This window comes from Arthrobacter sp. H20 (assembly GCF_000520515.1).
Lineage (GTDB): Bacteria > Actinomycetota > Actinomycetes > Actinomycetales > Micrococcaceae > Arthrobacter_D.
In genome coordinates this window covers 43,302-70,190 of the sequence record NZ_KI914728.1, presented here as the reverse complement: position 1 = coordinate 70,190, position 26,889 = coordinate 43,302, and the positions used below count along the sequence as shown (strand labels likewise).

Genomic DNA, 26,889 nt, shown 5'->3' with positions numbered 1-26,889 from the left:
GGCTGCTGTGGCTGGGGGACATTAGCGAGCCCGAAGGCCTGGGCAAAGCCTAAGAGGTGAATCAGGCCGTGGAGGACGAGGAGTGCCGTGACAGCAATGCGGATCATGGCTTGAGTTTCCCTTCGCGCGGATGTCGTGACCTGCTCAGTCACGTTCAGGCTCCACCCGCGCACACTGGGCTGCCAGAGCCGAAGGTCCCCCTGGCCAAGATTGGAACAGAGCACACCGGAAGGTTGCGGTTGACGTCGCCGCATAGTTAGGACCTTCGCCTATACGTCCGACTAAGCCAATGGATCAAGCTCGGAGCAAGCCCCGCCCTCGGGTGCTCGCTAAGGCATACAGGTGCTCGCCGAACTACTGATGACACGGCCTTGAGGGGATTCGTCCAGGACCGACCTTTTCCCCGAAAGGGGCATGATGCTCACTCATATCAGCCTTCACCGGTGCCTTTGGATCGTGATCAGCGTCTTGACGCTTGTTGCCGCAGCGGCAGGGCTGCGGCGCCCGAGAATCTACGACGGGATCGTCAGCGAAGAACTCGTCCCCGGGGCCTTTTCACAGGACCTGCTCTCCTTGGGTGCCGCACTGGTCCTGTTGTACCTGGCCGTTACTGCCCAAGGCAATCAGGTCAAACGTCCCATCATTGCGCTGGGGCTCGTGGGGTATCTGTTTTACGCCTACGGAATCTATGTCATCGAGCGTACCTACAACGGCCTGTACCTCGTTTATATGGCTGTTTTTGCCTTGGCGCTGTGGGCTCTTGTCTGTGCCGGTGCCCATATCCGCCGTGACCTTCCCACTCCTGTCCTCCCGAAAACCGTTCGACTGCTATCGGCCTCCGGCGCCATCCTGCAGCCACTCATTTTTTACCCACTCTGGATAGGGATGCTTCTGCCCCTGATGCGCACCGGAGAACAGATTGACTCCCTTTACTCAATATTCATCTTGGACCTGTGCTTTATCATGCCCGCCTTCCTGATGCTGTCCATCCTGACCTTCAGGTCGCACCGAACCGGGCTGCTTCTGCTGCCAACTATCCACGTTCTCGGCTTCACCCTCATCTTTTCTCTTGCGGTTGGTGAGCTGGTCAAACCATTGTTCGATGCCACGCTGAGCCCAGGCGCCTTCTGGCCAGCCCTCGGGCTTTCCATCCTCTTCCTTGCCCTGAGCATCCTGCACTTGACCATGATGCGCATCGGTGAAGTCAAGATGACATCCGCGACTGAGGACAGCCGCTCAGACAGGGCCGAGAGTCCGATGTGAAGAAAAAGGCACGCAGACCCCGTCCCTGACGAGCCAGCGGGAGAACTGGACAACCGCGGCGGCTAAGCAGCCGCCCAAAAAGTCGGGATCACTCCACTACGAGATGCTGGTGTCCATCGGTCAGCTCCCGGACGATGTCCAGATGGCCCGCGTGGACCGACGTTTCAGACAGCACGCGAAACAGGACCTCACGCCCATCTGACAGTGGTGGTGCCTCGAATACGAAGGCTGGAGGCCACCAGCGTGGCGGGGCATCCAGATCGGCCTCCGCAAGGACCTCATTACTTCTAGCGATTTCATGCTTGTAGATGTTGATGGCCTCGGTACCGGTCATCTGCTTGGAGGCCCACCCGTTGTGAAGGCCGGCGATCGCCCTCTGATCACCACCGAGAACGGCGGAAATCCAGAACATCTCATCGTCAACTGAGTCCGTCGACTACTCCAAGAACATGTTCTCGCGCCCTTGCCAGTTGGGCGAGCAACTGTGCATCACTCACGACGCAGGCTCATATCCGACAAGCCAGTGAAGTCCATGACGATCAACGACCTGGCCATCGGAGGCGCCCCAAGGCTTGGGTGAGAGCGGATCGAGCACCGACCCGTCAACGGAGAGTTTATCGAACCACTCATGCAGGATTGCCGGTTCGGCTGTTCCCAACAATGAGAGCATGATCCCTTCAAGCTTGATCGTTGTTTGGCCTCCGGCTGCGTCCGATCCTGCCAATGCGACGACGCCGCTGAGCGTTCCATGAGCTACAGCTTCTGGTGGGCCGTCGCTCCTGCCGAAGTCCTGGTACGTGCGCAGGGAGAGCTCACCACCAAAAACATCGGCGTAAAAGTTCAGTGCTTCCCGCGCCGTTCCCGGGAAAAAGACGTACATCTGAGGTCCTGTCATGCGCCCATTGGTCCTAGGGGTCGTGGCGGTGCTGTCCTTGACCCGGTCGATGGTGGCGCCCCAGCCCGCTTCAGTGCCTCCGTGGATGAGTTTTTGTACCTGTTCGATGTCGAGATGCTCAGAGAATTGAACCGTGAGGACAAGCTCCGTCTCCGTGCCGAGATCGTTTAGCTGCACAGTGACAACAGGGGCAGTACGCTCGTGCTCGCTGTCGAGTTCGGGCCAACCCCCGACTGCCCCCCAGCGGAAGACGAGTTGCTCGTCGGGAATGATCCTCAAATAGATCCCCCCAGTCGGGTAGCTAACGCCGTCATTGACGATCATCTGCTGCTTCCACGTTCCCCCCACGCGGAGATCGACCTCAATGGGTGTGGTGGGTGTGGGCATGTCGGGGTTGTAGAACCAAGCCAGGTGCTCAGGCTCAGTCCACGCTGTGAACACCGCATGCCGCGATGCAGCCAAAATTCGGGTGAGGGTGAAGCTTCTATCCTGCGTCGGGTAGTCGGTCATCATCTATCCTCCGGTTCTGTGAGCGCATCGGGCCGATCGGGTGTTGCATAAAGTTGAGCGTCGAGTCGATTCAGTTGGGTGCTCAAGAAATCGCGGTACGAGCCCATCCATTCCTCAACTTTCTCTAACGGCGCCGGCTGGCGGCGACAGCCCCTCCACGGCGCAGATCTGGACCTGGTACTCAGCCCGACCTGCTTGAGCACTTTCAGGTGGCCCGATACGGAGGGCACGCTAATCGAGTGCGGGGCTGTTAATTCGCTAACTGTCGCCTCACCCGGCTGCAGTTGTTCCAGCAAGAAGCGGCGCGTCTGATCGGCCAGCGCAAGGAAAATCAGACTCAGTTCACCCGTTCGCGCTCTACCATAATTACGTACTGACACAAATACAAGGCTGACAGTTCGCTTGTGCTGCACGTTTCGTTGGATTTGTAGCGCCCTCCGGGCCCAGTTAGTTGGTGCTGTTCAATCGTCGGTCTACAGGAGTGCAGCCCCGGGGATCCTCTATCGGACTCGAGCCATCATTGTGGAGGGCTCGCTGAGTTGAGCAAAACCGTACTGGGAGTAGAGCCCATGCGCGTCGCCAGTGGAGAGGAGAATTCGCTTCAGCTCGAACGATTCGAGGTCCGTGACAATGCCCGCTGCAAGCATCTTGCCGATGCCGAAGCCTCTCATCTCCGTCGCGACGAAAACATCACATAGCCACGCGAAGGTGACGCCATCCGTGACGACCCGGCCATAGGCCATTTGCTCTCCGGATTCGTCGTACACCCCGTAGTTGCGAGAGGCATCGATCGCCGCATCCTGTGCCCTGCGAGTCCGGCCCAACGCCCAATAGGACTGTTCGCTGAGCCAGCGGTGTACCCGGTCCCGATCGATTCGATGAGTTGACGTGGAAAAGGTGTACTGCTGGCTCATGGCATCACTTTAGCGGAGGAGTTCCGGGAAATATGGCACAGGGGTCGGGCAACGGTCCGAGGGCGAATCCTGGTTGTTGAAAGGAAATCACCTTCGCGTATTCATACTCGGATAGCGAATCTGCAATTCCAGAGTCCTGGTGTCATGCGAGCATGGCTGAGAGGAGCACGTGTTAATGGCGCCATCGGGGTCGTTGCGTCATCATCGAACTGCACCTCCTCCTTCAATGGCGCACCGCACTGTCTGCCGCGCGACCACGCGGGTACCGCCTTCGATCACGAAGCTGAACGAGATGGCTGCCGTGATGGCCATCGACGCGACCTGCAACCCGCGGTATGCAGAAAACGCAAGGGTCCACATGACTGTTACCGATGCGTGCGGCGAACAAATCATCAACTTTACCGAGCGCATGATTAATGCCGGGGGCTTCACCTATTCCTTCGATGTACCGACTGATGCTGCACCGGGCGAAGCCGCATCTGAGGAGGTGCCATCCGGCGTCGACTGATGCGACAGCCATCGAACCAAGCGCCGGTCAATCCTCGCCCTATGTCCAGAAGTGCTTCGGTCGTGGGACCGCAAGATCCCCGGGGGGCTTCGGTACGATTTCTCGTATGAGTGACGACGTGCGAAACATTTCGGCTGCGCTTGAAGGAATCTCCGAGCATTGGCAGCCCCACCGCCTGACGAGCGTAAACGACTACGACGTGAAGGTGGTCAAGCTTCAAGGAGAATTCGTCTGGCATACCCATCCCGAGACGGACGAGTTGTTCATGGTTCTCACCGGCGAGCTGACCATTCAACTCCGCGATCGCGACGTCGTCCTCGGGCCGGAGGACGTCTTTGTGGTGCCCAAGGGAGTGGAACACTGCCCGAAAGCCGTGGGGGAGGTTCAGGTGATCCTCTTCGAGCCGCAGGGAACCACCAACACGGGGGATGCCGGTGGAAGTATGACTTCCGGCCTTCGCGAACTCACCTAGACTCGCGCTGCCGCGGATCGCCCGCCCCGGGTGAAAGACTGTTGCCATGAGTCCTGGACCCGATTACGGCCTATATGCGGCAAAAAATGCGGCAACATGTAGCGCACGGCACAGACCTCGGTGTCGATGCGCGGTTTGTCGACATGCTCGCCGAGCGAGGCTCCCGAATTCTTGACATCGGGTGTGGCGCAGGATCGGCCGTCGCCTACCTTCGCAGTTGTGGTCATACCGCTTACGGAATCGATCCCACTGGGATGGTTCTGGACATTGCCCGAGAAAGGTTTGATCCGGCCTGGTACGCGGAGTTGGACGCGATGGCTTTGTCAAACAGGACGCTTATCAGTGCTGGCTTTCCCCGGCAGTTCGACGTCGAGCACGTTGTTCGCATCGTAGGGGAAGGCTGTTCTGACGAAGCGTGGCCGTGCGTGGGCTTCCGCGGGTGAAAGGCCGAAGTCCACAACACTCATGAATTGCTGCAGCTGACCCCGGATCGGGCGGCGCACCACAACTCCTCTAAAGTGGTGGGACTCGCCTTATGAGGCGATGGCCGGCTCGTTCCAGTGTACCGGCGCCCATGGGCCCGAGGGAGGCCATGCCGGTTACCGTGTTGCCATTCATTTGTAGAAGTCGATGTTTTGGATGATCCGGGTGGTGATCCACTCAGGACCGACTGTTTTTCTGACCGAGCCGCGCCAGGAGGTCTTCCTCAGCGTCAGCACCGGGCCGGATGCCGGTGGGGATCCGGAACAGGAAGAACAGACCCAAGACCCACCAGAGCCCAAACAGGATCCACGGCGGGGGAGTGAGCGCGGCGGGCATTCCCGGCAGGTACAAGCTCAGCAACCCAACGCAGAGCACCACCGCGGCAACACCAATAATTATCCCTCCGTTACCAGCTCCACCAACGCGCAGCGGACGATCCATGGCTGGCTCCTTGCGGCGCAGAATGATGAACACGACGGCCACCAGGAGATAAGCAATCACAATGCTGGGGGCTCCGGAGTCCACCAGCCAGACCAGCATCGCTTCACCGAAGAAAGGGGCAAGGAAGGAGAGCCCACCAATGAAGAGCAGTGAGTTGGTGGGGGTACGGTACTTTGGGTGCAGTTTGCCGAACCATCCGGGCAGCATGCCCGAACGTGCCATCGAGTACATCAGCCGGGATGCCCCCAACAGCAGGGAGTTCCACGACGTAAGGATGCCGGCGATGCCCCCGGCAATCAATACTTTGGCCATCACATCGGTGCCAAACAGCGCACCCATCGCGTCCGCCGTCGCGATGTCGGCCTGGGCGATCTCTGCGGAAGGCATGGCCGATGAAGTGGTCAGCACTGTCATGACGTACCAAATGGTTGCGAGGATCACAGCGATAACTACCAAACGGCCGATCTGCCGGGGCGGGATGTTCACTTCTTCGGCCGACTGTGGAATCACGTCGAACCCCACGAACAAGAACGGCACCACCACGAGGACGGCGAAGTACCCGCCCATGCCGCCAGTGAAGAATGGTTCCATGTTCTCGGTCGACCCACCCGTAAAGGAACCGAAGATCAGCATCAGACCGATGATCATCAGCAACAGCACGACGAAGGTTTGGGCCACCCCTGCCAGTTTCACTCCGAGGATATTGACCCCGGTGATCACGACGGCCGCGACCGCGCCAACCAGCGCCCAGGTCAGGTGCACCTGGCTGCCAGCAATTTCCCACAACGGAACCTGGTTCAGATTGGGAAAGAGGTACAGAGCGGTGCGGGGAAGCGCCACCGCCTCGAAGGCCACAATGGTGACGTAGCCCCCGGTGATTGCCCAGGATCCAATGAAGGACCAGCGAGGCCCCATTCCTCTCAGGAGGAAGTTATGTTCGCCGCCCGCCTTGGGCATCGCGGCGGTGAGCTCCGCGTAGGTCAGTCCGACTACCGCCATGATCACGCCACCAGTGACCATGGCAAGCGTGGCGCCCATCGTGCCGGCCTCGGCTATCCAGCCGCCGGTCAGCACTACCCAGCCGAATCCGATCATTGCGCCAAATCCCAGTGCCAAGGCGTCCCAGTTGCCCAAGACTTTCAGGAGGGAGGTATCCGTCGGTGTTGATGGTGAAGTACCCATGCGAGCCTCTTCTTGGTGCTGGTCCGTTGGCAATTACGAACACCCTAGTACCGATTTACTCGCTGAGCCGCAGAGAAACCCAACATTTCCTCGGGTAAATGTCTGGCAACCACAACTAGCGTTGATAAGCGCTGTCCGCGCCCTGGACTAAGAACCTACCCGCTTCGTCGAAGCTTGATTGCCAGTGACAGCTCTTCTGGAGCACCCGCCGAGAAAAGCACCGCAGTGCTTCCGGTAGCGATGCGCCCGGTATCGGCAGCCGTCGTGTCGACATCTGCGTGTTCGGGCGGCCATACGACCGAGAATCGCTCGAAGACGATCTCATCATTCTCCGTCCAGGTCCTGCCACGCGCTGAACTAGTCCGGATCCAGTAGCGGCGGTGCTCACGTTGCCAGCTTTTCAGTGAGCCGTCATCTTCGCCTTCGTCGGCGGCAAACGCAGCGTCCGCGCTGGCGAACTGACCGATCCGCAAGTCAGTGCTGCGGATCACTATCCGGGGTTTCCCGGCACCATCGCAGGCAATCCAATGCGATCCGATTCGTGGGAGCTGATCGCCTCGGGCGGTGAACTCACCGACCAGCTCAGCGGTGGCCCGTTTCCTGCCGCTCAGAACGATACTGAGAAGCTCGTCCGCCAGTCGCATCGAGTCGCCAAAGTGTTCCACCGTGTAGCCCGGGCAGGTGGCGACGACGTCCGGGGCGGCCTGACCATAGGCCGCCCACATTTTCTCAGCTGCAACCAGGTCCACGGGCCCGACCTGCTTTTGCGGTTCTCCAGTCATGATCGTTTACCTTACAGAACCAGTCCCTGTGCTCTTACCAAGTTTCTGAGTATCTGCATGGAACTCACCGTCGACTGGCCGCAAAAGCGCGGGTACACACTCTTCACCATCGACCGCAGTCCGACAACGGAGCAGGCCCGTAAGAACAGCGTCGATGCCTAGAGATCCGGGACGGATGAGGGGAAGATGAAAGCGTGCACCGAGTACAGCCGATCGTCGAAAGTTCACCCATCATGGCACTAGATCATGAAGCTGGAGCTGCACCAGGAACAGAGCGCACAACCTGCGCAATCGTTGGTGGCGGTCCCGCCGGGTTGGTGCTGGGACTCCTCCTCGCCCGTGCCGGTGTCGAAGTCACAGTCGTGGAAAAACACGCGGACTTCCTCCGCGACTTTCGAGGCGATACTGTCCACCCGACGACCCTCGACCTACTCGACGATCTAGGGCTATTCGACAAGTTCGATGCACTTCCGCAGTCCCGTGTGACCAGTGTGTCAGTGCCGCGCTCGGACGGTGGGCAGGTCATAATTGCTGATTTCAGCCGACTCCCGCTGCGCCACCCCTACATCGCCATGGTCCCGCAGTGGGATCTCCTTAACCTCCTCGCCGAAGCGGCCGCGCGAGAGCCGATGTTCACACTGCTGATGGAATACACAGTCACTGGGGTTATTCGAGACAGCGACCGGGTGAGCGGCGTCAACTACGACTCGCCCGCAGGCCCGGGACGGTTGCTCGCCGACCTTACTGTGGCCTGCGACGGTAGGGGATCAATTGTCACTGAATCCATAGGCCTTCCCGCACAACAGTTTCGGGTCGAGTTCGACGTCTGGTGGTATCGCATCCCGACGCATCAGGAAAAGCGTGAATCTCTCGTGCCCCGCGTCGGCGGAGGGCAAGCGGCAATCGTGATCCCCCGCGACGGGTACCTACAGATCGCTGCCCTGATCCCGAAAGGTTCCGACGCCGTGCGACGGGCCCGGGGGATTGATGCCTTCCGTGCAGAAGCCGCAAGTCTCCTACCTGACCTCGCTGAAGGTATTTCAGCGATTCGATCGATGGACGAGGTCAAACACCTCAGTGTCCGCGTCGACCGGCTACGCCGCTGGCACGCTCAGGGGGTCCTCTGCATCGGAGACGCTGCACACGCGATGTCACCGGTCGGCGGGGTAGGAATCAACCTTGCGGTCCAGGATGCTGTAGCCACCGCGCGAATCCTCGCTGAGCCACTTCAACACGGCACCCTTCGCCGAGCGAACGGCACCCGCATCCTCGCACGCGTTCGTCGGCGACGCGCTCTTCCTGTAGTTCTGATCCAGAGCCTGCAACGGGTGGTGCACGCCCGCCTAATCATGCCTGCACTCAATGAGGGCGCTACCGGACCGCCGCGGCTGCTCCTCAACATCATCGGACACCTACCGCCGGTGACAGTTATTCCAGCTGCCGTCATTGGTGTCGGTCCCCGCCCCGAGAAGGTGCCCGCGTGGGCGTGTCGCCCGCCCGGATAGGCAGTCTCTTCGGCTGCACAAGGCACATCGACAAGAAATGTCAGCGGGGAATAGCATAATTCCCGTAATGCGGCGGTACCCTCCGCCGACATCAACCATGGGGAAACATGGACCACAGTCTCTCTTCCGCGACGCCCGGCACCAGGCGACCCTTCACCGGACCACAACGCACCATCGAAGGCACCGGACGTCAAAGATGCTCAAGCGCTTGAAGTTTCACCCTCCGCACTAGGTTTCCAGCGGGCGCATTGGCCCTGATTCGATCGACAAGACAATCTTCCCGGGCTGAGCGCCGCGGCGTTTGAACAGTTGGTCGCGTAACGTGGCGGTGGGGTTGGCGAGTTAGCTACTTTGTCTGGAGAGAGTGAATGAACTCGTCCGCCTGCCTAAGGTTGCGGGCCAGCTTCTCTCGTTTGGCCTGTGCATCACTGATGTACTCCTCGAGCAGGACCCTGTCAGCAGGATCCGGTGCCGACTGGTCCAGGCGGGCGATCGTGTCGAGTAGTTCGGCCATCTCCTCAAGCGTGAAACCTAGCGGCTTCATGGAACGGATGACCAGCAGTCGGGCAAGGTCAGCTTCGGTATAGACGCGGAACCCGCCATCTGTTCTGGTGCTTGCCGGCAGGAGTCCGACGTCGTCGTAGTGCCGAATAGTTCTCAGTGACAGGCCCGTTTCATCAGCGAGTTCCCCGATATGCATGGTCCGCGAGGCCGTCGACGAGCGGTGGTTGGTGGTCATGAAAACGACTCGTCCTCGTTTCGATTGAAACTCTACCCTCACGTTAGGGTAGAGTTTTCCATTGTACGGGTGCCGCGACTGCCAAAGTCTCCGCCGCATCCCATGCCTTCCCGCTACGGTACCCGCGCGATGCTGCGCCCACAGAATCTCCCGCTGAACGCCCTGCGGTCTTGAATAGTGAATGGAGCCAGGATGGCTATGAAAATGATCGACGTCGACCCGGCACCAACCCCGGAGCAGCTCCAGTCGGTCCGGAGGACGCTAAGCTCGCCCCGGCGCCTGAAGACTGAGGTCCTGGCCGGTTTGGTGGTCGCTTTGGCGCTCATTCCGGAAGCCATCGCATTCTCGATCATCGCAGGAGTGGACCCTCGCCTTGGGCTCTTTGCCTCCTTCACCATGGCGGTATCCATCGCGTTCCTGGGCGGACGCCCTGCCATGATCAGCGCCGCGACAGGCGCAATAGCACTGGTGATTGCCCCTCTGGTGGCCAGTCACGGTGTCGACTATTTCATCGCGGCAGTCATTCTGGGGGGCATATTCCAAGTGATCCTTGGTGTGTCTGGCGTTGCGAAACTAATGCGATTCATTCCGCGCTCGGTGATGGTCGGTTTCGTTAATGCACTAGCCATCCTCATTTTCATGTCGCAGGTACCTGAACTTATCGACGTTCCCTGGCTCGTATACCCGCTGGTTATTCTTGGGCTGGTGATCGTATTCGGCCTTCCGAAATTGACCAAGGCTGTGCCTGCGCCATTGGTAGCGATTGTGGCATTGACCCTGATCACTGTCTTCGCCGCCGTCGCTGTTCCCACCGTGGGCGACAAGGGGGAGTTGCCGGACAGTTTTCCGTCCCTGTTCATTCCCGCCGTCCCGTTGACTGTCGAGACGTTCCAGATCATCGCGCCTTTCGCATTGGCGATGGCGTTCGTCGGGCTGCTGGAGTCGCTCATGACCGCAAAGTTAGTGGACGACGTCACCGACACCCGGTCGAACAAGACCCGTGAGTCCTGGGGGCAGGGTGCAGCAAACATTATTACCGGATTCTTCGGTGGGATGGGCGGCTGCGCGATGATCGGCCAGACAATGATCAATGTCAAAGCTTCCGGAGCGCGGACACGGATCTCGACGTTTTTCGCTGGAATCTTCCTGCTGATTCTTGTTGTAGCGCTGGGCGAGATTGTTGCGCTCATACCGATGGCAGCACTCGTCGCGGTGATGGTCTTCGTGTCAGTTGCCACGTTCGACTGGCACAGCATCAAACCAGCTACGCTCCGCATCATGCCGAAGAGTGAAACGATTGTCATGGTCTCCACAGTGGTAGTTGTGGTCACCACCCATAACCTGGCCATCGGCGTCGGAGTGGGTGTCCTCGTCGCCATGGTGCTCTTTGCGCGCAGGGTGGCTCACTTCGTCACGGTTGACCGCACGGTGACCGAGGTCGACGGCGAACAGATTGCCACCTACAAGGTCACTGGCGAGCTGTTCTTCGCGTCCTCCAACGACCTCTACACCCAGTTCGACTACGCATTGGATCCCGCGATGGTGGTCATCGATATGAGCGGCTCACATCTCTGGGACGCATCAACAATTGCCTCGCTCGATGCGATCACCGAAAAGTATCACAAGCACGGAACGCAGGTAATGGTGTCAGGTCTCAATGACTCGAGTGTTCAGATGCGCGCACGTCTGGGCGGCAAGCTCGGGGCCGGACACTAAGACCCTCAGTGGTCAGAGTGGAGCAGACGTCGCTCACGGGCGACGGCTGCTCCACCTCGAGCTAGGAACCAGAGCGTGGACCCTCGTTGTCGGCACGTGTTCCGGCATCATCCGGTTCAGGGGCGGTGACCGTCTCATCAGCTGGGTTGCTGCGTTCCTGGTAGACATCGGGGATACCGTCGCCGTCGGCGTCAACACCTTCGTCGGCTTCAATCATCCGGTACTGCTTGTTCCGGGCGCGGAGGATCACTGACGCGATGAGAGCAGCCAGAATGGACGCCGTGAGGATGCCGACTTTGGCGTGATCATTGGTGGATCCATCGGGAGTGAAACTAAGGTCAGCAATTAGCAGGGAGACGGTGAAACCGATCCCTGCCAGCAGCGCCACACCGATCAGGTCCACCCAGCGCAGGGCCGGGTCGAGATTCACCTTGGTGAGTTTGGTGAGGAGCCAAGTGGTGCCCACGATGCCGATTGGCTTGCCGACCACCAGACCGAGAATGATGCCGAGCGCCACCGGATCGGTGACTGCTGAGACGAATCCGCTCCAGCCACCCACTGTGACGCCCGCAGAGAAGAACGCGAAGACTGGAACAGCGAAACCTGCCGACAGGGGACGGATCCGGTGCTCAAAGAGTTCGGCAAGGCCCGGGCCAGCGTCCGGTCCTGCGGTGGCCTTCCGATGGAGGACCGGTACGGCGAACCCGAGAAGCACTCCAGCGACCGTGGCATGGACACCACCAGCGTGAACTAGTGCCCAGACAACAAAACCGATGGGCAACAGGATGAACCAGGCGGCAGCGGGCTTCAAATGAAAGAACTCGCGATACTTCTGCGCGAGCAGCGTGTACAACGCCAGCGGGATGAGGGCGAGGAGCAGGGGGGTGACCTGGATATCGTCTGAGTAGAAGACGGCAATGATGGTGATGGCGATCAGATCATCGACGACGGCGAGCGTCAGCAGGAAGATTCGAAGCGCGCTCGGTAGGTGGGATCCGACGATCGCCAGGACAGCGACGGCAAAGGCGATGTCGGTGGCGGTGGGAATCGCCCAACCTCGCAGCGTATCGGGGCTGAAGATATTGATTCCAACGTAGACCAGGGCTGGAACAGCCACGCCACCGACCGCTGCGGCGACCGGAACAACCGCCGTACGGGGGTTGCGCAGGTCGCCGGCGATGAACTCACGTTTGAGTTCGAGTCCGACGAGGAAGAAGAAAACTGCTAGAAGCCCGTCGGCCGCCCACGCGCCAAGACTCAATTCCAGATGCCACGGTTCGTAGCCGAAGGTGAAGTCCCGCAGCGCAAAATAGCTGTCGGACGCCGGAGAATTGGCCCAAATGATTGCAGCTGCGGCCGTGATCACGAGCAGGATCCCGCCAACGGTTTCCTTGCGGAGAATCGCGCCGATCCTGAGTGACTCGGAGTACGTGCCGCGGCCGATCACTCCAGATTTTGGGTTGGGCTCGGTACCTGGTTCTGCCATGAGTAGGGCTCCTGCGTTGGGTTCGACAATAGACATTGCCGACCAGACTGCCCGGCTCACCTTAGATAAAGTCTACCGGTTGGCGAGGACCCATGGGCTCACGGAGTCGGTTCAGAAGCCAGTGTTGCTGTCCCGGCTAGCGGCGGGGGCTATTCTTTCGGGCGGTAATCCGACGGGTCAAGTCAGATGCGGCAAGGACGGTAACGGTAATGGAGATCGCGATCAACGCGAGCATGAAATAAAGGCCGATGAGCGTTGCCATCGGGGATTGGGCACCGCGCAGCATGGCTAGTCCGCCCACCAGCCCAACTGACCAAAATGCCACCACACAGGCAAGGACTACAACTGCCGGCAGCCAGTCCCGGTTAGCGCGCAGCCATCGCCACGTGCGGGCCGCGATGCTGTTGATTTTCTCCATGCTTCATACTGCCCTCTGCGTAGGTGGAACGGCGGCTGGGACACGCGTTGGCTGGGTCACGTTTCGGTGTCCTGATCCAGACGGAACGGGGGGTACTCATCGCGCATGAGTGCGCCGTAGCCGAGGACGCGGTACGTCCAGCGATTCAGCCCCAGGATGAAGGCAAACAGCGGCCGGGGATACCTGCCGGTGAAGAGCAGCGACACCACCGCGACGAGCACCAGAAGTCCGAGGAGAGACAACCCACCCGTGGCGTTATATTCGCCGCTCTGGACCTGCCATCCCCACGCAGCTGAGCCGGTGATTGCCGCGACTATCAACAAGTGCGGAATGAGGAGGAGCCACGACTTGACAAGCACGAGGCCACGGGAGAGACGCTCCGGGTACTCGACGACGACGTCGGCCGGGTAGTTGGTCCGGGCCAAGGTGAAGGGCGGGTACTTGTCGGTCCCCGCGGCTGAATACGCGTAGAAGGCCACCCTCCAATTCCACCGTAGAACTCCCACATTGAAGGTGAAGAGCGCACGGGGGTAGCGGCCGGTGAAGAGGATGGCGAACCAGGCAACAATTGTCGTCACCGCAAAAGCGAACCAGAGGAAGAAGAGCACCAGTACATGCGGAATGGCCAGGAACCATTTCACCAGCCACATCCAGCGGGACAGCGAAGGATCTAACTCGCCAATCAGGTGCACCGGATACGACGCTGGCGGTGTGGTGGCTAGGGAGGCCCCGGGAGGGGAAGCCAGATCCCCGGGCGGAGGGGGTTCGGAGGGCGGCGTACCGGAATCGGACTGCGTGCGCCCTAAGCCGATGGCTCCACCGATCAATAGTGGTAGGCCGATAGCCAAGGTCACTAGGCCGATGATGAGGACAATCGCTCCTGCCGGGCGAATTAGTTCGGAGCGGAAGCCGGCCTGCAGATCAGCTGAGAGGCCGGGGGATGCATCGGCATTCATCATGACTACTGTCCAGTTGCCGGGCGCAACGTCCCAGGTCAGTTCTTGTTCACCCGTGCCCGAGGCTGAGGCCGCCCAAAAATCCTGAGCTGCGGGTGACTCCGGAGCCGCTGACCCGGAAACGGTGCGGTACACCGGGCGGAAGGGGTTGAAGTCCACCTCCCTTAGCACCGTGTGGTTGACCCCATCAAGGTAGTCGTCGACGTCCTCCTTCGGAGCTAACCCGATGAAGATTTCGTCAGCAGGTTCGGAAGCCGCTGCCCGTAACCTCAGCGTCCCGACGTCGAAGGGCAGGCGTTCCGGTGTGCCCTCGCCGAAAGCTTCAAGGCGCGGTGACACGAGCGCGTAGGAGGTGACTGCATACCGCTCGGTAGCCGAGGTGAAATACCCATCGTCCCGCTGGTCGGATGCCCGCAGGGTGATGGCAAGCCCCCCGGCCACAAGTGATGAACCAATGATCGATAGGACGATCCCGATGGTGAGCAGTGCAATTGAGCCAGCTTTGTTCATGGAAACAGAATGCGGCTGGCGGATGAGTCTCGATAGGGTCGAAGGTCACTTCTGTCAGTCGACGGTCACCGGCAGGTTGTGGAGCGCCGTGAGGCGGATACGCTCGGCAATGTACTCGGCGTCCCGGGCGACGCCCTGAACCATCGAGGAAGAGAGCGCATATTGGAATAGTCGGCCGAGGAAAAACAGGCCGGGTTGCGCGTCGACTACCCCACGGAGCTGAACCGGATCCTTGCCCGCCTGGATTGACGGTAGCTCAATCCAACTGTCATCTGGGCGGAATCCTGTACACCAGATGATGTTTTCCACCTGCGGGCAGCTTTCGTCCTCCAGCACCAGTTTGCCATCCCGGGCGGCAATCGTCCGGGTGACGCGTTCGACCCCGGCCCTGGATAGGTCAACATTCTTGACGCGAATCAACGGTCCACTGTGGTTGACAACCGATGGCCGCATCTTCCGGCCGACCGGGGTGCGGAGGGTGAAAAGGTGGGAGAAGGACCAGAACACCAGCCGGTTCAACAGCCTCCACCACCAGGACCGAACCTTCGCGGAGTTTTTGAGGATTCCGGTAGGCAGCCGAGTGTAGTTGCACAATCCCAGGATCCAGATTAATTGCAAACTCAGGTGTCTTCGGAACACCGTCGTAACCGGCTGCGACCACCACGTTCCGAGCCACGTAGCATGAACCACCGGGATCCAGCAGGAACCGGATGCCATCGTAACTCAACCGACTAACCGTGACGCCGCTACGGACCGGTAAATCCCACTCCTTCGCGTAGTTATCCAGAAAGACGGCAAACTCTGCTTTGCCGGGGAATGACCAGGGGGGCGCGGGAAACACTTTGTCGGGCGACTGTCCAGGGCCGCGGATATACCGTTCGATCCTTCGCGCTGGGCAGGCAGCCGAAACTCGACGTAGCATCCTGTCGGCAAGCCGTCGCCTCTTTGTCGAGCGTGGCTACCCGGGCACAACAGTCGGGGCAATCGCCCAGGAAGCGGGCGTGTCCGTCGATACTCTCTACTCCTCGGTCGGGCGGAAACCCGAGCTGGTGAGGGCCGTATTGGAATCGGCTATTTCCGGCCCTGATTGGCCCGTGCCCGCCGTCGAGCGTGACTACGTCCAGCAGATTCGACTGATGCAAGGGGCACGCGAGAAGCTCTCCTGTTATGCGCAGGTCATTGCCAAGATCAACGCGCGCACTGCTCCGCTGCTGGCTGTTCTAAGCGATGCTGCGACAACCGACGTGGACTGTGCGGAGCTTCTGACGGAGATCGCGGATTGGCGAGCGGCCAATATGGAGCTTTTCGCTGCAGATGTTCGGGAAGCAGGAAATGTCCGTGCCGATCTGGACTACCGCCGGATCGCAGACATCGTCTGGGCAACTGCGGGCTTCGAGCACTACCTGCAGTTTGTCGTCGGGCGGGAGTGGACGCCTGAGGAGAACGGCGCGTACCTTGCCGAGGTGTGGACGATGACCTTCCTCGTGGAGGGCCCGATCCTGTTGGTCGGAACAGGCCGAACGGCACTTCTGCCCGGCGGGAGGCACCGCTAGGACTGGCTTATGACTAGATCATCGACGCTCACCGCAGCGCAGCCGCCATTCGATGCCGTCATCTTCGATCTGGACGGGGTGGTCACAAACACCGCCGTGATTCACCGGGGGGCGTGGGCGGACACGCTCGCGGCGATTATCAGCGATTCGCGATGCCCGGTGGGGGCGAGTCGTGCCCCGTTCACTCAGGACGACTACTCCACAACCGTCGACGGTAAACCACGGGAATCGGGGCTTATCGACCTGCTGGCCTCCCGCGGGATCACTCTCCAGATGGGGCAGGCCACAGATGCCGCAGGGGACTGGACCGCCTACGGGCTGGGGGCGCTGAAGAACGAGGCCTACCTGAAACGGCTCGCTGCTAACGGTGTGCAGGCCTATCCGGGCACTCGGCGGCTGCTTTCGGCCCTGCATGATGAAGGGGTACCTGCGGGACTTGTGACATCGAGCCGGAACGCGACGCCGGTGGTGTCAGCTGCCGGGCTGGTGGGCGCTTTCGAGGTGACCGTTGACGGGACACTCAGCTTGCGGCTGGGATTGCCTGGCAAGCCAGCACCCGACGTCTTTCTCGAAGCGGCCCGCCGGCTAGGGGTGTCACCAGACCGGGCGGTTGTCACTGAAGATTCGGTGGCTGGAGTGGTCGCGGCGCGCCGCGGGGGATTCGGTCTTGTGGTGGGGATTGACCGATCGGGGTCCAGACGAGCGCTGGAGGCGGCGGGAGCTCATGAAGTTCTCAACGACGTCGGGGAACTCGACCTTGGGATGGTGTCGGGCGACCCATGGCATCTCGTGTACCAAGGTTTGGATCCCAGTCAGGAAGGTCATCGAGAAGCGCTGACCACGCTAGGCAATGGCTACCTGGGGGTGAGGGGAGCGTCAGCGGAGGGAGGCGAGTTCTCCTACCCCGGGATGTATCTGGCGGGTGTCTTCAACCGGGTGGAAACTCAGGCCGGCGAGCGCTTTGCGCTAGAGGAACACATGGTCAATACCCCGGATAGCCTGTCGCTGGACATCTGCCTGCCAGGCGGACAGTGGTGGTCCGCCGGTGGATTGCGGACCATTAGCGAACGAAGGACCCTGGACCTCAGTAAGGCACTGCTGCAGAGGCAACTTGTCCTTGAGATCCCCGACGGACGGCTACTGCGGCTCACCCAGCTCCGATTCGTATCGATGGCCGAACCGCATCTTCTTGCTGTCGAGACCAGGATCATGCCGTTGGGCTGGAGCGGAGGAATCACCCTCCGAACTGGAGTGAATGTCGGTGTGAGGAACGCTAATTTGCCGGTCCCTTCCGGAGGAGGCCAGGCTCACCTTCTCGATCGTACGGTTGTGGACGACCCCCTCGACAGCGGTAAAAGCGAGTCGGTAGTAGAAGTGAAAACCACCCAGAGCAGAATTCGAATAGCCATAGCTTTTGACACGAAAGTCACCCCGGGACGCGACCGAGGAGTGCCCGGTCACGAGGGTCAGCATCATTTCCGCACGTTTGAAGCGAGCCTAATCGATGCCACGCCAACGACGCTCACAAAAGTGATCGCAGTGGTGACCTCACGTGACCGGGCCATCTCCTCGCCCCGATCCGGGGCCCAGGCAGTTCTTGCTCGTGCGGGCGGGAACTTCGACCCACTGCTGGCGGCTCATGAGGACGCGTGGCAGCAGGTAGTAAGTCGTTTCACAGTGGAAATAGAGGCGCCGACACAGGTGCGCCTGATCCTGAACCTCCATCTCTTCCACCTCCTGCAGACGTTGACCCGTCATACAGCCGAGCTCGACGCGGGTGTGCCAGCCCGCGGTCTCCACGGCGAGCGGTACCGCGGATTGGTGTTCTGGGATGAACTCTTCGTGCTGCCGGTGCTCACTGCCCGGACCCCCGAGGTGTCGCGCGCCCTCCTTGACTACCGGTGGCGGACACTCCCGGCGGCGCGCCAGGCAGCGGTCGGCCAGGGGCTGGCGGGTGCAATGTTTCCGTGGCAAAGCGGCAGCGACGGCACCGAGAACACCCCGCACTGGTCAAAAAACAACCGGTCTGGGAGATGGATCGCCGATCATTCGAATCTGCAGCGGCATGTGGGACTCGCGGTAGCGTTCAATGCCTGGCAATACTATGAGTGGACACTCGACAAAACCTGGCTCCTCACGACATCATCAGCCAGTTCGAAGGCTACAACGACCTCAAGGAACTGGATTGGATCAAGTACCGGGAAACCTACGGCAACATTGAGCGGCTCGACCTCATCCTTGAGGCAGAGGGCGATGACGTGAACCGATACAAGTTAGCCAAACAGGCTGATGTCCTCATGCTGCCCTATCTGCTGGGCCACGACGGGCTGATCAAACTCATGCGGGATCTTGGTTACACCCTGTCGAGGGATCAGCTGAACTCCACAGTTGACTATTATCTGCTCCGAACCGCTCATGGGTCCACCCTGAGCCGGGTGGCCCACGCGTCGGTGCTGGCCGAGACGGACCCAGACCTCGCATGCCTGAGGCTAAGCGGCGAAACTTTGGTGTTCGCGCCCAGCATGCCCACCGGGCTTGGCTCAGTCGCGTTCAGCATCAACTACCGGCGGCACCTCCTATCCATTCGTCTCACACCCGGTCGGATCAGTATCTCCTCGGCTCCCGGCGACGCCGCACCGATCAAAGTCCAGGTGGGCATCCAGACGAAGGCACTGGCAACGGGCAGACGGAGAAGTTTCAGCGTGGCGCCCCGGATGTCGATACCCGCTTCGGATGGGCCTTTGTGCCCTGTTGTCCCAGTTAACAGCTGACCTATGGTCAACCCATAGGTCATGGTCACATGAACGGAACTTTATGGATGCTTATGACACCCTTTCGCGGGCTGCCGAAACGAACGTGCTACGGGTAGTCCTCAGCCGCACCGAACAGATCACCCTGGTGGAGAGTTGACCTGGAAGGCGTCGACAGACACCGCGCGGCTTGTAGCCCGGTTTCCGTTGGTCGCCGCAACCCTCCTCGCGGGAGCGTGCGTAGCGGTGCTTCTTTTGACGGGACAGCCCGCCGTAGCTCAATGGATCGCCAGTGCCTACGCTGTGGTTGTGGCGGTGTTCCGATCCATCTCGATGGTCGCCGGACTGCTTCATGGACGGTTGGGCATCGACCTGTTAGCAGTAGCGGCTATTGGCTCAACTGTTGCTGTAGGAGAGTACGTTGCCTCCCTGATCATCGTCCTCATGCTCACCGGGGGTGAGGCCCTGGAGGTCTTTGCTCAAGGACGGGCTACGAAGGAGCTTCGCGCTTTGCTAGACCGCTCCCCGCGGCGAGCGCATCGTGAAACTCCAGGCCGTCCACCGGAAGAAATCCCAGTGGAGGATGTTGTTCCGGGCGATATGCTCCTTGTCAGACCTGCAGAGACGGTCCCGGTCGACGGCATTCTCAGCTCCGATGCCGGGACGTTCGACGAGGCGGCGTTGACAGGCGAAAGTCTCCCCGTGGAGCGGGTGAAGGGTGAATCCCTACTCAGCGGATCGGTTAATGGTGCCGATGCAGTCCGTATGGTGGCGACTGCCACAGCTGCCGAATCGCAGTACAGCCAAATCGTTGCGCTAGTCCAGGAGGCAGCAGCAAGCCGGGCGCCGATGGTCCGAATGGCTGATCGATACGCCGTCCCATTCACAGTGTTTGCTTTCGCGTTGGCGGGCCTCGCCTGGTTCTTCAGCCAGGACCCGGCACGCTTCGCCCAGGTCCTGGTGGTCGCGACCCCCTGTCCGTTGCTGATAGCGGCCCCTGTTGCCTTCCTCGCCGGCACCAGCCGGGCCGCCCACGCCGGAATTATTATCAAGAATGCGGGAACGCTCGAGCGTCTCAGCCGGGTCCGGACGGCCGTATTCGACAAGACCGGAACCCTCACGACTGGGCACCCCACCCTCCTGCAGGTGCAGGTGCACGAAGGTGCGGGGGGAATGATGTCCGAAGACAGGTTGCTACAGCTGGCCGCTTCGGCAGAACAGTACTCTTCCCATGTCCTGGCAGGTTCGGTCATTGAGGCCGCAGCGGCCCGCGGGTTGGAGCTCGTACCCGCAGAGAACGCGAGCGAGCATGCCACCGACGGCGTCAGCGCCAAATGCGGCAGGTATACGGTGGTTGTTGGGAAGCCCGCCTTTGTTAGTTCCCGCACGTCTGGATTCGAAGCCGCCACCCTGGTCAGTGGGCAGCTTGGGATCTACATCGGAGTTGACGGGCGCTTTGTCGGCGCGCTGATCATGAGTGACCCGTTGCGCGCCAACGCCGTCGAGACCCTAGCTGCGCTCATGCGGCTGGGCGTCACCGAGACCGTTCTTTTGACCGGTGACGCTTCCTCCACGGCTGGACACATTGCGGCGGAAGCGGGGATCAGTCGTTTCGTGGCCGGCTGCCTGCCAGGGGACAAAGTGCAGGTGGTTGCGTCGTTGTCAGCGCGGCCGGTGATGATGGTTGGGGACGGGGTGAACGACGCTCCCGTCCTGGCGGCGGCGGACGTCGGGATTGCGATGGGGGCCAAGGGCGCCACCGCTGCCAGCGAGTCGGCGGACGTAGTGCTCATGCTCGATGACCTGTCAAAAGTCGCGACCGCAGTTACTATCGGACAGCACACCATCCGCGTCGCGCGGACCAGTATCTGGACAGGGATTGTCCTGAGTATCGCCCTCATGGTGGCAGCATCCTTCGGGGTGGTCCCTGCGGTGTCGGGCGCACTCCTTCAGGAGCTGGTCGATTTGGCCACCATCCTCAATGCGCTGAGGGCGCTCGGGGGGAGCCGGCCCGACGGCGAGAGCAGAATCGCCTCATCGGCAATCAATAGCGCTCCGGCTCCTCACCCAGTGCGAAGTAGCGGCCGTGAACGTTCGTAGGGATAATTTCGACGTAGGTGTACTTTCGGGTGGGAATCCACGGCTTGAGCGGCAGCTTATCCGCTTCGTCGATCTCGGACTGGGCGTCGATCACTCGTGCTACCCCTTTAACGACTACGCTCCGCGCTTCGTCGGCGTCAATCTCGTCGACTTCGAATGCCACCCGGTTGTTTACCGTCAGCTCGGCAAGTTTGGTACCGGGATTGGTCCTGAAGAGTAGCCGTTTGTCGTGCGCAAGGAAATTGATGGGATAGATGTCAGGATCGCCGAGAACGCTGACTGCTAACCGGCCATGCTGGTTTCTCTCGAGTACAGTCCACGAGTCCTCAGTAGACAAAATGGTTCCCGGTCGTTCGTCACTATCCATTGTTGTTCTCCTCGGTGGGGGCGGGTTAGTCCTGCGGCACAACCAGGACAGGGCAATGGGCATGGACCGCGCAGGCTTTACTGACTGATCCAATGGGCTGGTTGAGGAAGCCACCAGACCCGTGGCGTCCAACCACCAGCAACTGTGCAGCCCGGCTTTCGTCAACCAGGGCTTCCGCCGGATTGTCAAACCTGACCGTGACGGTCAGCCCCGGCGGGCGCGAGTTGCCGAAAGCCCGATCCAGTGCTTCTTCTACAAGCAATTCAACAGTTTCGCTCAGTTGCGAGGTATACCGGTTTGGTTCGGATTCGAACCGGGATGCCAGGCGTCTATTGGACTTCTCAATGCACGAAATCACCTCGATCGGTTCATCCATCAGCGACGCCATTCGCCCGGCTACCCTGAGCGCATTCGACGAGTAATCCGATCCATCCACCCCGACAATAATCCGGCTCGATTGTGATTGTGAGTTCATGGGCCCCAGCCTGCCCCCAGTTAGGTCACCGCACTAGGGCCAAACGGCATGAATGCGGCACGGCTGACTCAGATGTCATGATGTTTGCTCTGGGCGCTGACGTAACCGTTTGTGCAGCCAATCCGCCAGCAGGACGCCAGGGATGGCTGACAGTGCGACGACCAAGCCCGGCACCGGCGGCGGCGCCTGTCCGAGAGCGGCCGCCACAGGGGGCACATAGAGAAATAGTGCTAGTGCTGCGAGCTCAGATGTGGCACTGCGGCAGGCAAAGGCGGTCGCTAGCTGGCCTAGGACAACTGCGGCAAATGCTGCCCCGGAGGCCGTCAGAACAACCCCGCCGTCCCACGGCTCCCCGCGCACCCACCCACCCCCAAATAGCACCACCGGGAAGGCAGCCATGCTGAACAATGCCTCGACTGGAGCCATGATGACAAAGGCCCGGAACATGAGTTGCCGATCCATCAGGTGGCGGCGCTCAGGCGGCCGGGTCAGTACCCGCCGGCTGCGGCAGTCGTATGACATTTCGAAGAGACAGCCGTGGAAGCCAGTGCAGTCACCGATTCCTACCTCACCCGACTACGTCGCTGGAACCTGGGCCTCACCCTGCTGCACGGTGTGCAGGTTGTCGCAGTACTCGTGCTGGCGAACGGCTTCGCGATCACCGTCACCTCACAGTTCCCGTCAGGCCCCCGGGTACCCCTGCATCGGCGCCGGAGGCGTTGTTCGACGTCGCTGTCGGTCCAGTCATCGCGGTGTTCCTGGCGTTGGCAGCACTCGACCACCTGCTCACCGGGACCGTCCTGCGCTCCCGCTATGAAGCGGACCTGCGTCGGGGGTTGAACCGTTTCCGGTGGATCGAGTATTCATTCAGCGCAACGATCATGCTGATCCTCATCGGCTTCTACAAAGGCATCACCGGAATCGCCGAGGTGTTGCTGCTGATCGGGGCCAACGTGGCCATGATCCTTTTTGGCTGGCTGCGGGAACTCATGAACCCGCCCGGCCGGACCCGCACAACTATGCTGCCGTTCCGGTTCGGTTGCTTAGCGGGAGCCGCCCCGTGGGTGGCCATAGTCGCTAACCTGACCGATGCGAGTTCTGGTGACACCAACGAGGTGCCTGGCTTCGTGAACGGCATAGTTGTTTCGCTGTTCGTGTTCTTCATGAGCTTCGCGCTCGATCAGTGGCTGCAGTACCGCCGCATCGGTAAGTGGGCTGACTACGGCTACGGCGAGAAGGTCTACCTGGTGCTCAGCCTGCTGGCGAAGTCTGCTCTGGCGTGGCAGATTTTCGGCGGCTCGCTCGCAGGCTGACCTGGTGTTGACTGCCCACCCCACTGGCTCCCACGACCGCTCCTGAAGATCGTGCGAGAGCCGGACCAACTTTGGTGCTAGATTTCACGAGGACGCAGCAACGCTGCGGCCAGCGAGTGGCCAACTGGGCTGCCGAAGATGAGCGAGTAGGACACGAGTGATGGACTGGTTCTGGTTCCCCGTGATGGCAGTAATTGCCGCCAGTTGTGGCTTTGCCGGTGGGTGGGCGGCGATCGCCGTCGATGGTAAACGGCGTAAGCCTCACGTTGTGCCGAACCGTGAGGTGGACGTAGCTGAAGTTCCCCGGGTCAAGGAAGCCGACTGGTCAGTGTACTGGCAAAAAGACAACATCTGGGTGTTGACCAACACCGGATCCGCCAAGGCGACGGCTGTAGACGTTCAGTTTGAACAGTTCACAGTGGAGACCTCAAATCTCCGGGGCACCATGCAGACGTCGGGAGAGGCCTCCTTCACTGGCTACCTGAGGGGAAAGAGGCCTGCAGTGCTCATTACGTGGACAACCATCGACGACGAACAGCGTGGACCTGCCCGACGGGCCGTCCCTCTCCAGGGCAACCGTCGGTGGCAGGACTGGTGACCTGGGAGATTCGTCGCTGAGGGACGGTCACTGGGCTCGTTTCTTGCGCCGGGCGTTCCTGTTCTTGAGAAGGAGTGCTCCAAGGATCCAGCCGCCGAGCGGGTGACGATCCAGACGATCAGGGTTGCGAGCACCCAGCCGTAAACACCTTGAATCTGGAGTCCACCCTGGAAGAGTGAGGCAACAACAAGGGCAATCAACGTGGTGACGAGGCCGATTCCACCCAGGATGGGCGAGGCGTCCTGCCTCGCAACGTTGAAAACGAATGGCCCGAGAATTCCCTGTGCGAACGCAAACACCACTGTGGCAACTATGAAACCGCCCAGTTGCAGGGTCACCTCAGGCATCATCCATGCCGCCAGTAGAAGACCGATGGCGGCAGCAATCAAGTTGATGCCAACATTCAGGAGAAAACGGATCATGACTATCCTCGCTGGGTAGTAGTTTCCACCTAGGCTGCGGGCTCGATTATTTCATCGAGATCCCCGTCAAGGCTCACCCGTTGTGGGTGGTTCGGGAGCGGCTGGACGGCCAACGCGCCACCGAATGAGCGAACCTGCCCTTACTCCCAGATCGGGTCGTGCGTATCAATCTGTTCGATGACCGACTGGATCGATGCCAGCTGTTCGGCACTGCGGTCATGGCCAGGCAACACCTGCGCCCACCCATCGACCGCTACATCACCGAAGTTGCGCCCGTGGCTGGGCGGCACTGCCTCGCTGACCAGCATGTCAGTGACGAGGTGCAGGAAGGTGACACCGGGGATCCAGCGCATCGAATCACTCACATCGGATCCACGGCCCCCGGATGTAGCCGGTCCGGTGAGCCAGTCGGGACGCTGATAGATCATTGCCGGGTCAAGCCAGCTAATCGGGTCGGTGGCATGCTGCAGGTAGCCGAGCCGAGGCTGCTGCCAATCGCCGCCCAACGTTGCGAAGTCGCCGGGTTTGGACTGCCAGTGCACTTCCTTGCCCTGTTGGTAGATGGGCTGCCAGATGGGGCTTCCAGGATCCCGGTTGTCCTGCAGCGAGCGCCACGGTTGTGAATTCGCAGGCGGCCCGGTGAACAATGCCGCATCAGTGCGGGACTGCAGATCGGCGAGATTCTCGAAGCTGCCTTGCATTCCCTGAGCGCCAAGGCTCAGCCCATAGACGGTAAGACGTGGACGATTGCCTTCGGGCAGTTCCTGCCAGCGCGTGGAGATGGCCTCGAAGAGTGCCTTGCTGGAATCGGCTGCAAGTTCTGGGTCGAAAAGGAAGGACACCCAGCTGGGCTGGAAGGAGTACTGCATGGAGGCGGTTGCCGTGTTTCCGACGTAGAAGCAGGTGATCCGCCAGTCGGGGACAGGTGTCGGATCCTTGACGTAGTCCCGCCGGTGTTTGATCCGCGTCAGTTCCGCTGTGCTTCCGAATTAGCACCAGCCCTGAGCAGAACCGTCCTCGTCGAATACGAGGGCCGCGTGGGCGCTGTCAGTCACGACCCGTTTACGCTTGGTCTCGCGGTGGTCCAGACCCCGCTCGGCACCTTCCGGATGGAATCCAATGCACCACCAGCCACCAAAGACACCATTATTGCGCTCCATCAGTTCGGCGAAGGCGTCCCACGGTGAGGCGTCGATGGGTCGGGTGGTGTAGGGCATGGAGTGCACTCCCAATCAGCCAATTTTCTCGATCCTTTTCCGAAACTCAGTTTCAGCTGTGTCCTGAATTGAGTATTCAGCTTCGTGGAGAACCCCATAGGCGAAAGTATTCTCCCCAGCCCGACGCGCAGCACGGGACGTTTTGACCAGATATTGCTGAAACAGGACGCTATCGCGGTGGACCCCCAGGGCGTCCTGAATCTTCTCGGATGACTTCATTGTCTTACCCACTTTTGCGGCGAAACCGAATCCCGAGGCACCTTCGACTGACTTGATCGCGTAGCGCAGCCGCTTGGACCTCTTCCGCACATCATGCAGCAGCTCCAGTTGGGTGTCCAGATCTAGCTCACGGGTGGCTCGATGAGCAGACTTCACTACCAGCGACTGCTGGTTGCTGATCGCCCGCGGGAGTTGAGCAGCGGCTTTTCCACAGTTGTTCTTGTCGCCTCTTAGCGGCAGTCGGGAAACGAATTCATCTAACGCGTCAAGAGTTGTGAAGTATTCGGCAGAGTTCAGGTCCCTCAAAACCAGCGCATATGCCTTCTGGTACTGGACGGCCGACGCCTTAGTCAACCGTCGGACGACATGCCGGGGGATCGACCCCGGCGGGCGGCGACCGATTCCGTTCCTAACCAGGTCCTGCATCACCTCTGCATCCCTGGCGGCACTGAGATCACTGCCGATCAACTTCACTAGTCCTTCGAGGTGATCTGCCCTCGTGCGATCGAGGAGACGCCGATAGGTCTTGAGCATGCTTCGCAGGGTCCTGGCCTTGACACGCAGCTGATGGAGTGCCCCATCCTCGCCTCGGCGCAGCCGTGTATCAGCTGCCTTCAGCTCGTCGGCAACCTGGCGAAACGATGCGGTGAGGACATTCCGGACCGAGCCGGGCTTACCCCCGGTGGGGGGATGCCCGGGTCCGCCGCCCATGGCCTTGGCGAGTTTCGGCTCGCCGCCGCCCGGCGCAGCGCCGGCATTGCGCAAATGCCGGTCGACGGCGTCGACCAGCGTGGCCCGCCCGTTAGTAGGGTAGTTCTTCCCGCCCAGTACTTCCGCTTCCCACTCGCGCCACGATCTCGCGACGCCGGTGGTCAGATCCTGGGACTCCACCGCGTCATCGCTGAGCTCGATCAACGGCTCGCCGGCTGCCCCGATGAGGGTTGTGAGCGTGCGGGTGGTTGTGATGCGTGCCACTGGTATGAGGGCCTGATTCCTGACGTGGACACGAACCAGATCGAGCACTTCCGATGGCACTGAATCCCCAGTATCCGACAGTGGTACGTGTACTTCGAGCCGATGTGGTGCGGCGGGGGA

General features: G+C 60.6%; 26 protein-coding genes and 2 pseudogenes. 11 read left to right on the top strand and 17 right to left on the bottom strand.

Annotation, left to right across the window (positions count from 1 at the left end; genetic code table 11):
- Positions 1 to 456 precede the first annotated feature (456 nt).
- Entirely contained in the window at positions 457 to 1,263 is an 807-nt protein-coding gene (locus tag Y703_RS19075; RefSeq protein ID WP_253907988.1) for a hypothetical protein, read from the top strand.
- A gap of 88 nt (positions 1,264 to 1,351) precedes the next feature.
- Here Y703_RS19075 and Y703_RS19070 read toward each other — a convergent pair whose 3' ends face one another.
- The 4 genes and pseudogenes from Y703_RS19070 to Y703_RS0109280 form a co-directional block, all read right to left on the bottom strand.
- A complete protein-coding gene (locus Y703_RS19070) occupies positions 1,352 to 1,675 on the bottom strand; it encodes a mycothiol transferase (RefSeq protein WP_051427461.1) in 324 nt (107 codons plus the stop codon).
- A gap of 81 nt (positions 1,676 to 1,756) precedes the next feature.
- Positions 1,757 to 2,158 carry a VOC family protein gene (locus tag Y703_RS23035; protein ID WP_026552474.1) on the bottom strand — a complete coding sequence of 134 codons (402 nt, stop codon included), beginning with the start codon at positions 2,156 to 2,158 and terminating at the stop codon, positions 1,757 to 1,759.
- Positions 2,159 to 2,206: 48 nt separating this feature from the next.
- Positions 2,207 to 2,668, bottom strand: a pseudogene (locus Y703_RS23030) (SRPBCC domain-containing protein); the annotation flags it as partial.
- A 500-nt stretch (positions 2,669 to 3,168) separates the two neighbouring features.
- Positions 3,169 to 3,582, bottom strand: coding sequence for a GNAT family N-acetyltransferase (locus Y703_RS0109280; RefSeq protein WP_026552473.1), 414 nt, complete (start codon positions 3,580 to 3,582; stop codon positions 3,169 to 3,171).
- A 226-nt stretch (positions 3,583 to 3,808) separates the two neighbouring features.
- On the opposite strand from Y703_RS0109280, the gene Y703_RS22075 reads away from it, so the two are divergent.
- Both Y703_RS22075 and Y703_RS0109265 read left to right on the top strand, forming a co-directional pair.
- Positions 3,809 to 4,090, top strand: a complete 282-nt coding sequence (locus Y703_RS22075) for a hypothetical protein (RefSeq protein WP_155849469.1) — start codon at positions 3,809 to 3,811, stop codon at positions 4,088 to 4,090.
- A gap of 106 nt (positions 4,091 to 4,196) precedes the next feature.
- Positions 4,197 to 4,562 (top strand): cupin domain-containing protein, encoded by a 366-nt coding sequence (locus Y703_RS0109265; RefSeq protein ID WP_026552472.1) that lies wholly within the window; start codon positions 4,197 to 4,199, stop codon positions 4,560 to 4,562.
- Positions 4,563 to 5,222: 660 nt separating this feature from the next.
- Here the strand turns inward: Y703_RS0109265 and Y703_RS0109255 are convergent.
- Together Y703_RS0109255 and Y703_RS19060 are read right to left on the bottom strand one after the other, a co-directional pair.
- On the bottom strand, positions 5,223 to 6,668 hold the full coding sequence (locus Y703_RS0109255) for an APC family permease (protein WP_026552470.1): 1,446 nt from the start codon (positions 6,666 to 6,668) through the stop codon (positions 5,223 to 5,225).
- A gap of 272 nt (positions 6,669 to 6,940) precedes the next feature.
- A pseudogene (locus tag Y703_RS19060) lies at positions 6,941 to 7,450 on the bottom strand (ASCH domain-containing protein); the annotation flags it as partial.
- Between the two features lie 233 nt (positions 7,451 to 7,683).
- Here Y703_RS19060 and Y703_RS0109240 point away from each other — a divergent pair.
- A complete protein-coding gene (locus Y703_RS0109240) occupies positions 7,684 to 8,955 on the top strand; it encodes an FAD-dependent oxidoreductase (RefSeq protein ID WP_051427460.1) in 1,272 nt (423 codons plus the stop codon).
- Between the two features lie 346 nt (positions 8,956 to 9,301).
- Here the strand turns inward: Y703_RS0109240 and Y703_RS0109235 are convergent, their stop codons facing one another.
- Positions 9,302 to 9,694 carry a MerR family transcriptional regulator gene (locus tag Y703_RS0109235; RefSeq protein WP_051427459.1) on the bottom strand — a complete coding sequence of 131 codons (393 nt, stop codon included), beginning with the start codon at positions 9,692 to 9,694 and terminating at the stop codon, positions 9,302 to 9,304.
- Positions 9,695 to 9,886: 192 nt separating this feature from the next.
- On the opposite strand from Y703_RS0109235, the gene Y703_RS0109230 reads away from it, so the two are divergent.
- Positions 9,887 to 11,410 (top strand): SulP family inorganic anion transporter, encoded by a 1,524-nt coding sequence (locus Y703_RS0109230; RefSeq protein ID WP_051427458.1) that lies wholly within the window; start codon positions 9,887 to 9,889, stop codon positions 11,408 to 11,410.
- Positions 11,411 to 11,471: 61 nt separating this feature from the next.
- Here the strand turns inward: Y703_RS0109230 and nhaA are convergent, their stop codons facing one another.
- The 4 genes from nhaA to Y703_RS19050 form a co-directional block, all read right to left on the bottom strand.
- Positions 11,472 to 12,896, bottom strand: a complete 1,425-nt coding sequence (gene nhaA / locus Y703_RS19055; protein ID WP_051427457.1) for a Na+/H+ antiporter NhaA — start codon at positions 12,894 to 12,896, stop codon at positions 11,472 to 11,474.
- Positions 12,897 to 13,032: 136 nt separating this feature from the next.
- Positions 13,033 to 13,314, bottom strand: a complete 282-nt coding sequence (locus tag Y703_RS0109220) for a hypothetical protein (RefSeq protein ID WP_051427456.1) — start codon at positions 13,312 to 13,314, stop codon at positions 13,033 to 13,035.
- Positions 13,315 to 13,370: 56 nt separating this feature from the next.
- On the bottom strand, positions 13,371 to 14,780 hold the full coding sequence (locus tag Y703_RS0109215; RefSeq protein ID WP_026552465.1) for a DUF4389 domain-containing protein: 1,410 nt from the start codon (positions 14,778 to 14,780) through the stop codon (positions 13,371 to 13,373).
- 54 nt (positions 14,781 to 14,834) lie between these two features.
- Positions 14,835 to 15,374 carry an NAD(P)/FAD-dependent oxidoreductase gene (locus Y703_RS19050; RefSeq protein WP_051427455.1) on the bottom strand — a complete coding sequence of 180 codons (540 nt, stop codon included), beginning with the start codon at positions 15,372 to 15,374 and terminating at the stop codon, positions 14,835 to 14,837.
- 212 nt (positions 15,375 to 15,586) lie between these two features.
- Here Y703_RS19050 and Y703_RS19045 point away from each other — a divergent pair, with 212 nt between their 5' ends.
- The 4 genes from Y703_RS19045 to Y703_RS0109190 all read left to right on the top strand — a co-directional run bounded on the left by Y703_RS19045 (position 15,587) and on the right by Y703_RS0109190 (position 21,183).
- Positions 15,587 to 16,333 carry a TetR family transcriptional regulator gene (locus Y703_RS19045; RefSeq protein ID WP_155849464.1) on the top strand — a complete coding sequence of 249 codons (747 nt, stop codon included), beginning with the start codon at positions 15,587 to 15,589 and terminating at the stop codon, positions 16,331 to 16,333.
- A 9-nt stretch (positions 16,334 to 16,342) separates the two neighbouring features.
- A complete protein-coding gene (locus Y703_RS19040; protein WP_051427454.1) occupies positions 16,343 to 18,595 on the top strand; it encodes an HAD-IA family hydrolase in 2,253 nt (750 codons plus the stop codon).
- Complete coding sequence (locus Y703_RS23025; RefSeq protein WP_253907992.1) at positions 18,478 to 19,104, top strand: glycosyl hydrolase family 65 domain-containing protein; 627 nt, start codon at positions 18,478 to 18,480, stop codon at positions 19,102 to 19,104. Before Y703_RS19040 ends, Y703_RS23025 begins: the two co-directional genes overlap by 118 nt.
- 135 nt (positions 19,105 to 19,239) lie before the next feature.
- Positions 19,240 to 21,183, top strand: a complete 1,944-nt coding sequence (locus Y703_RS0109190; protein WP_026552464.1) for a heavy metal translocating P-type ATPase — start codon at positions 19,240 to 19,242, stop codon at positions 21,181 to 21,183.
- On the opposite strand, the gene Y703_RS0109185 is transcribed toward Y703_RS0109190, so the two are convergent.
- The 3 genes from Y703_RS0109185 to Y703_RS20855 form a co-directional block, all read right to left on the bottom strand.
- Positions 21,128 to 21,550 carry a pyridoxamine 5'-phosphate oxidase family protein gene (locus Y703_RS0109185; protein WP_026552463.1) on the bottom strand — a complete coding sequence of 141 codons (423 nt, stop codon included), beginning with the start codon at positions 21,548 to 21,550 and terminating at the stop codon, positions 21,128 to 21,130. The genes Y703_RS0109190 and Y703_RS0109185 overlap by 56 nt on opposite strands.
- Before the next feature lie 25 nt (positions 21,551 to 21,575).
- Positions 21,576 to 22,025, bottom strand: a complete 450-nt coding sequence (locus Y703_RS0109180; protein WP_026552462.1) for a universal stress protein — start codon at positions 22,023 to 22,025, stop codon at positions 21,576 to 21,578.
- A 75-nt stretch (positions 22,026 to 22,100) separates the two neighbouring features.
- The gene (locus tag Y703_RS20855; protein ID WP_081743470.1) at positions 22,101 to 22,547 is read right to left on the bottom strand and encodes a cation transporting ATPase C-terminal domain-containing protein; all 447 of its coding nucleotides are present in this window, start codon (positions 22,545 to 22,547) and stop codon (positions 22,101 to 22,103) included.
- A 197-nt stretch (positions 22,548 to 22,744) separates the two neighbouring features.
- On the opposite strand from Y703_RS20855, the gene heR reads away from it, so the two are divergent.
- Positions 22,745 to 23,338: a heliorhodopsin HeR gene (gene heR, locus Y703_RS19035; protein WP_216698884.1), complete on the top strand. Its 594-nt coding sequence runs from the start codon at positions 22,745 to 22,747 to the stop codon at positions 23,336 to 23,338.
- 160 nt (positions 23,339 to 23,498) lie between these two features.
- A complete protein-coding gene (locus Y703_RS0109165; protein ID WP_026552460.1) occupies positions 23,499 to 23,936 on the top strand; it encodes a hypothetical protein in 438 nt (145 codons plus the stop codon).
- A 562-nt stretch (positions 23,937 to 24,498) separates the two neighbouring features.
- Here Y703_RS0109165 and Y703_RS19030 read toward each other — a convergent pair.
- From Y703_RS19030 to Y703_RS0109150, 3 genes are all read right to left on the bottom strand, one after another.
- Positions 24,499 to 25,266 carry an alpha/beta-hydrolase family protein gene (locus Y703_RS19030; protein ID WP_275450771.1) on the bottom strand — a complete coding sequence of 256 codons (768 nt, stop codon included), beginning with the start codon at positions 25,264 to 25,266 and terminating at the stop codon, positions 24,499 to 24,501.
- A gap of 81 nt (positions 25,267 to 25,347) precedes the next feature.
- Complete coding sequence (locus tag Y703_RS22635) at positions 25,348 to 25,590, bottom strand: hypothetical protein (RefSeq protein ID WP_051427451.1); 243 nt, start codon at positions 25,588 to 25,590, stop codon at positions 25,348 to 25,350.
- Positions 25,591 to 26,889, bottom strand: a 1,299-nt coding sequence (locus tag Y703_RS0109150; RefSeq protein ID WP_216698883.1) for a CYTH and CHAD domain-containing protein, incomplete at its 5' end; no start/stop codon positions are given.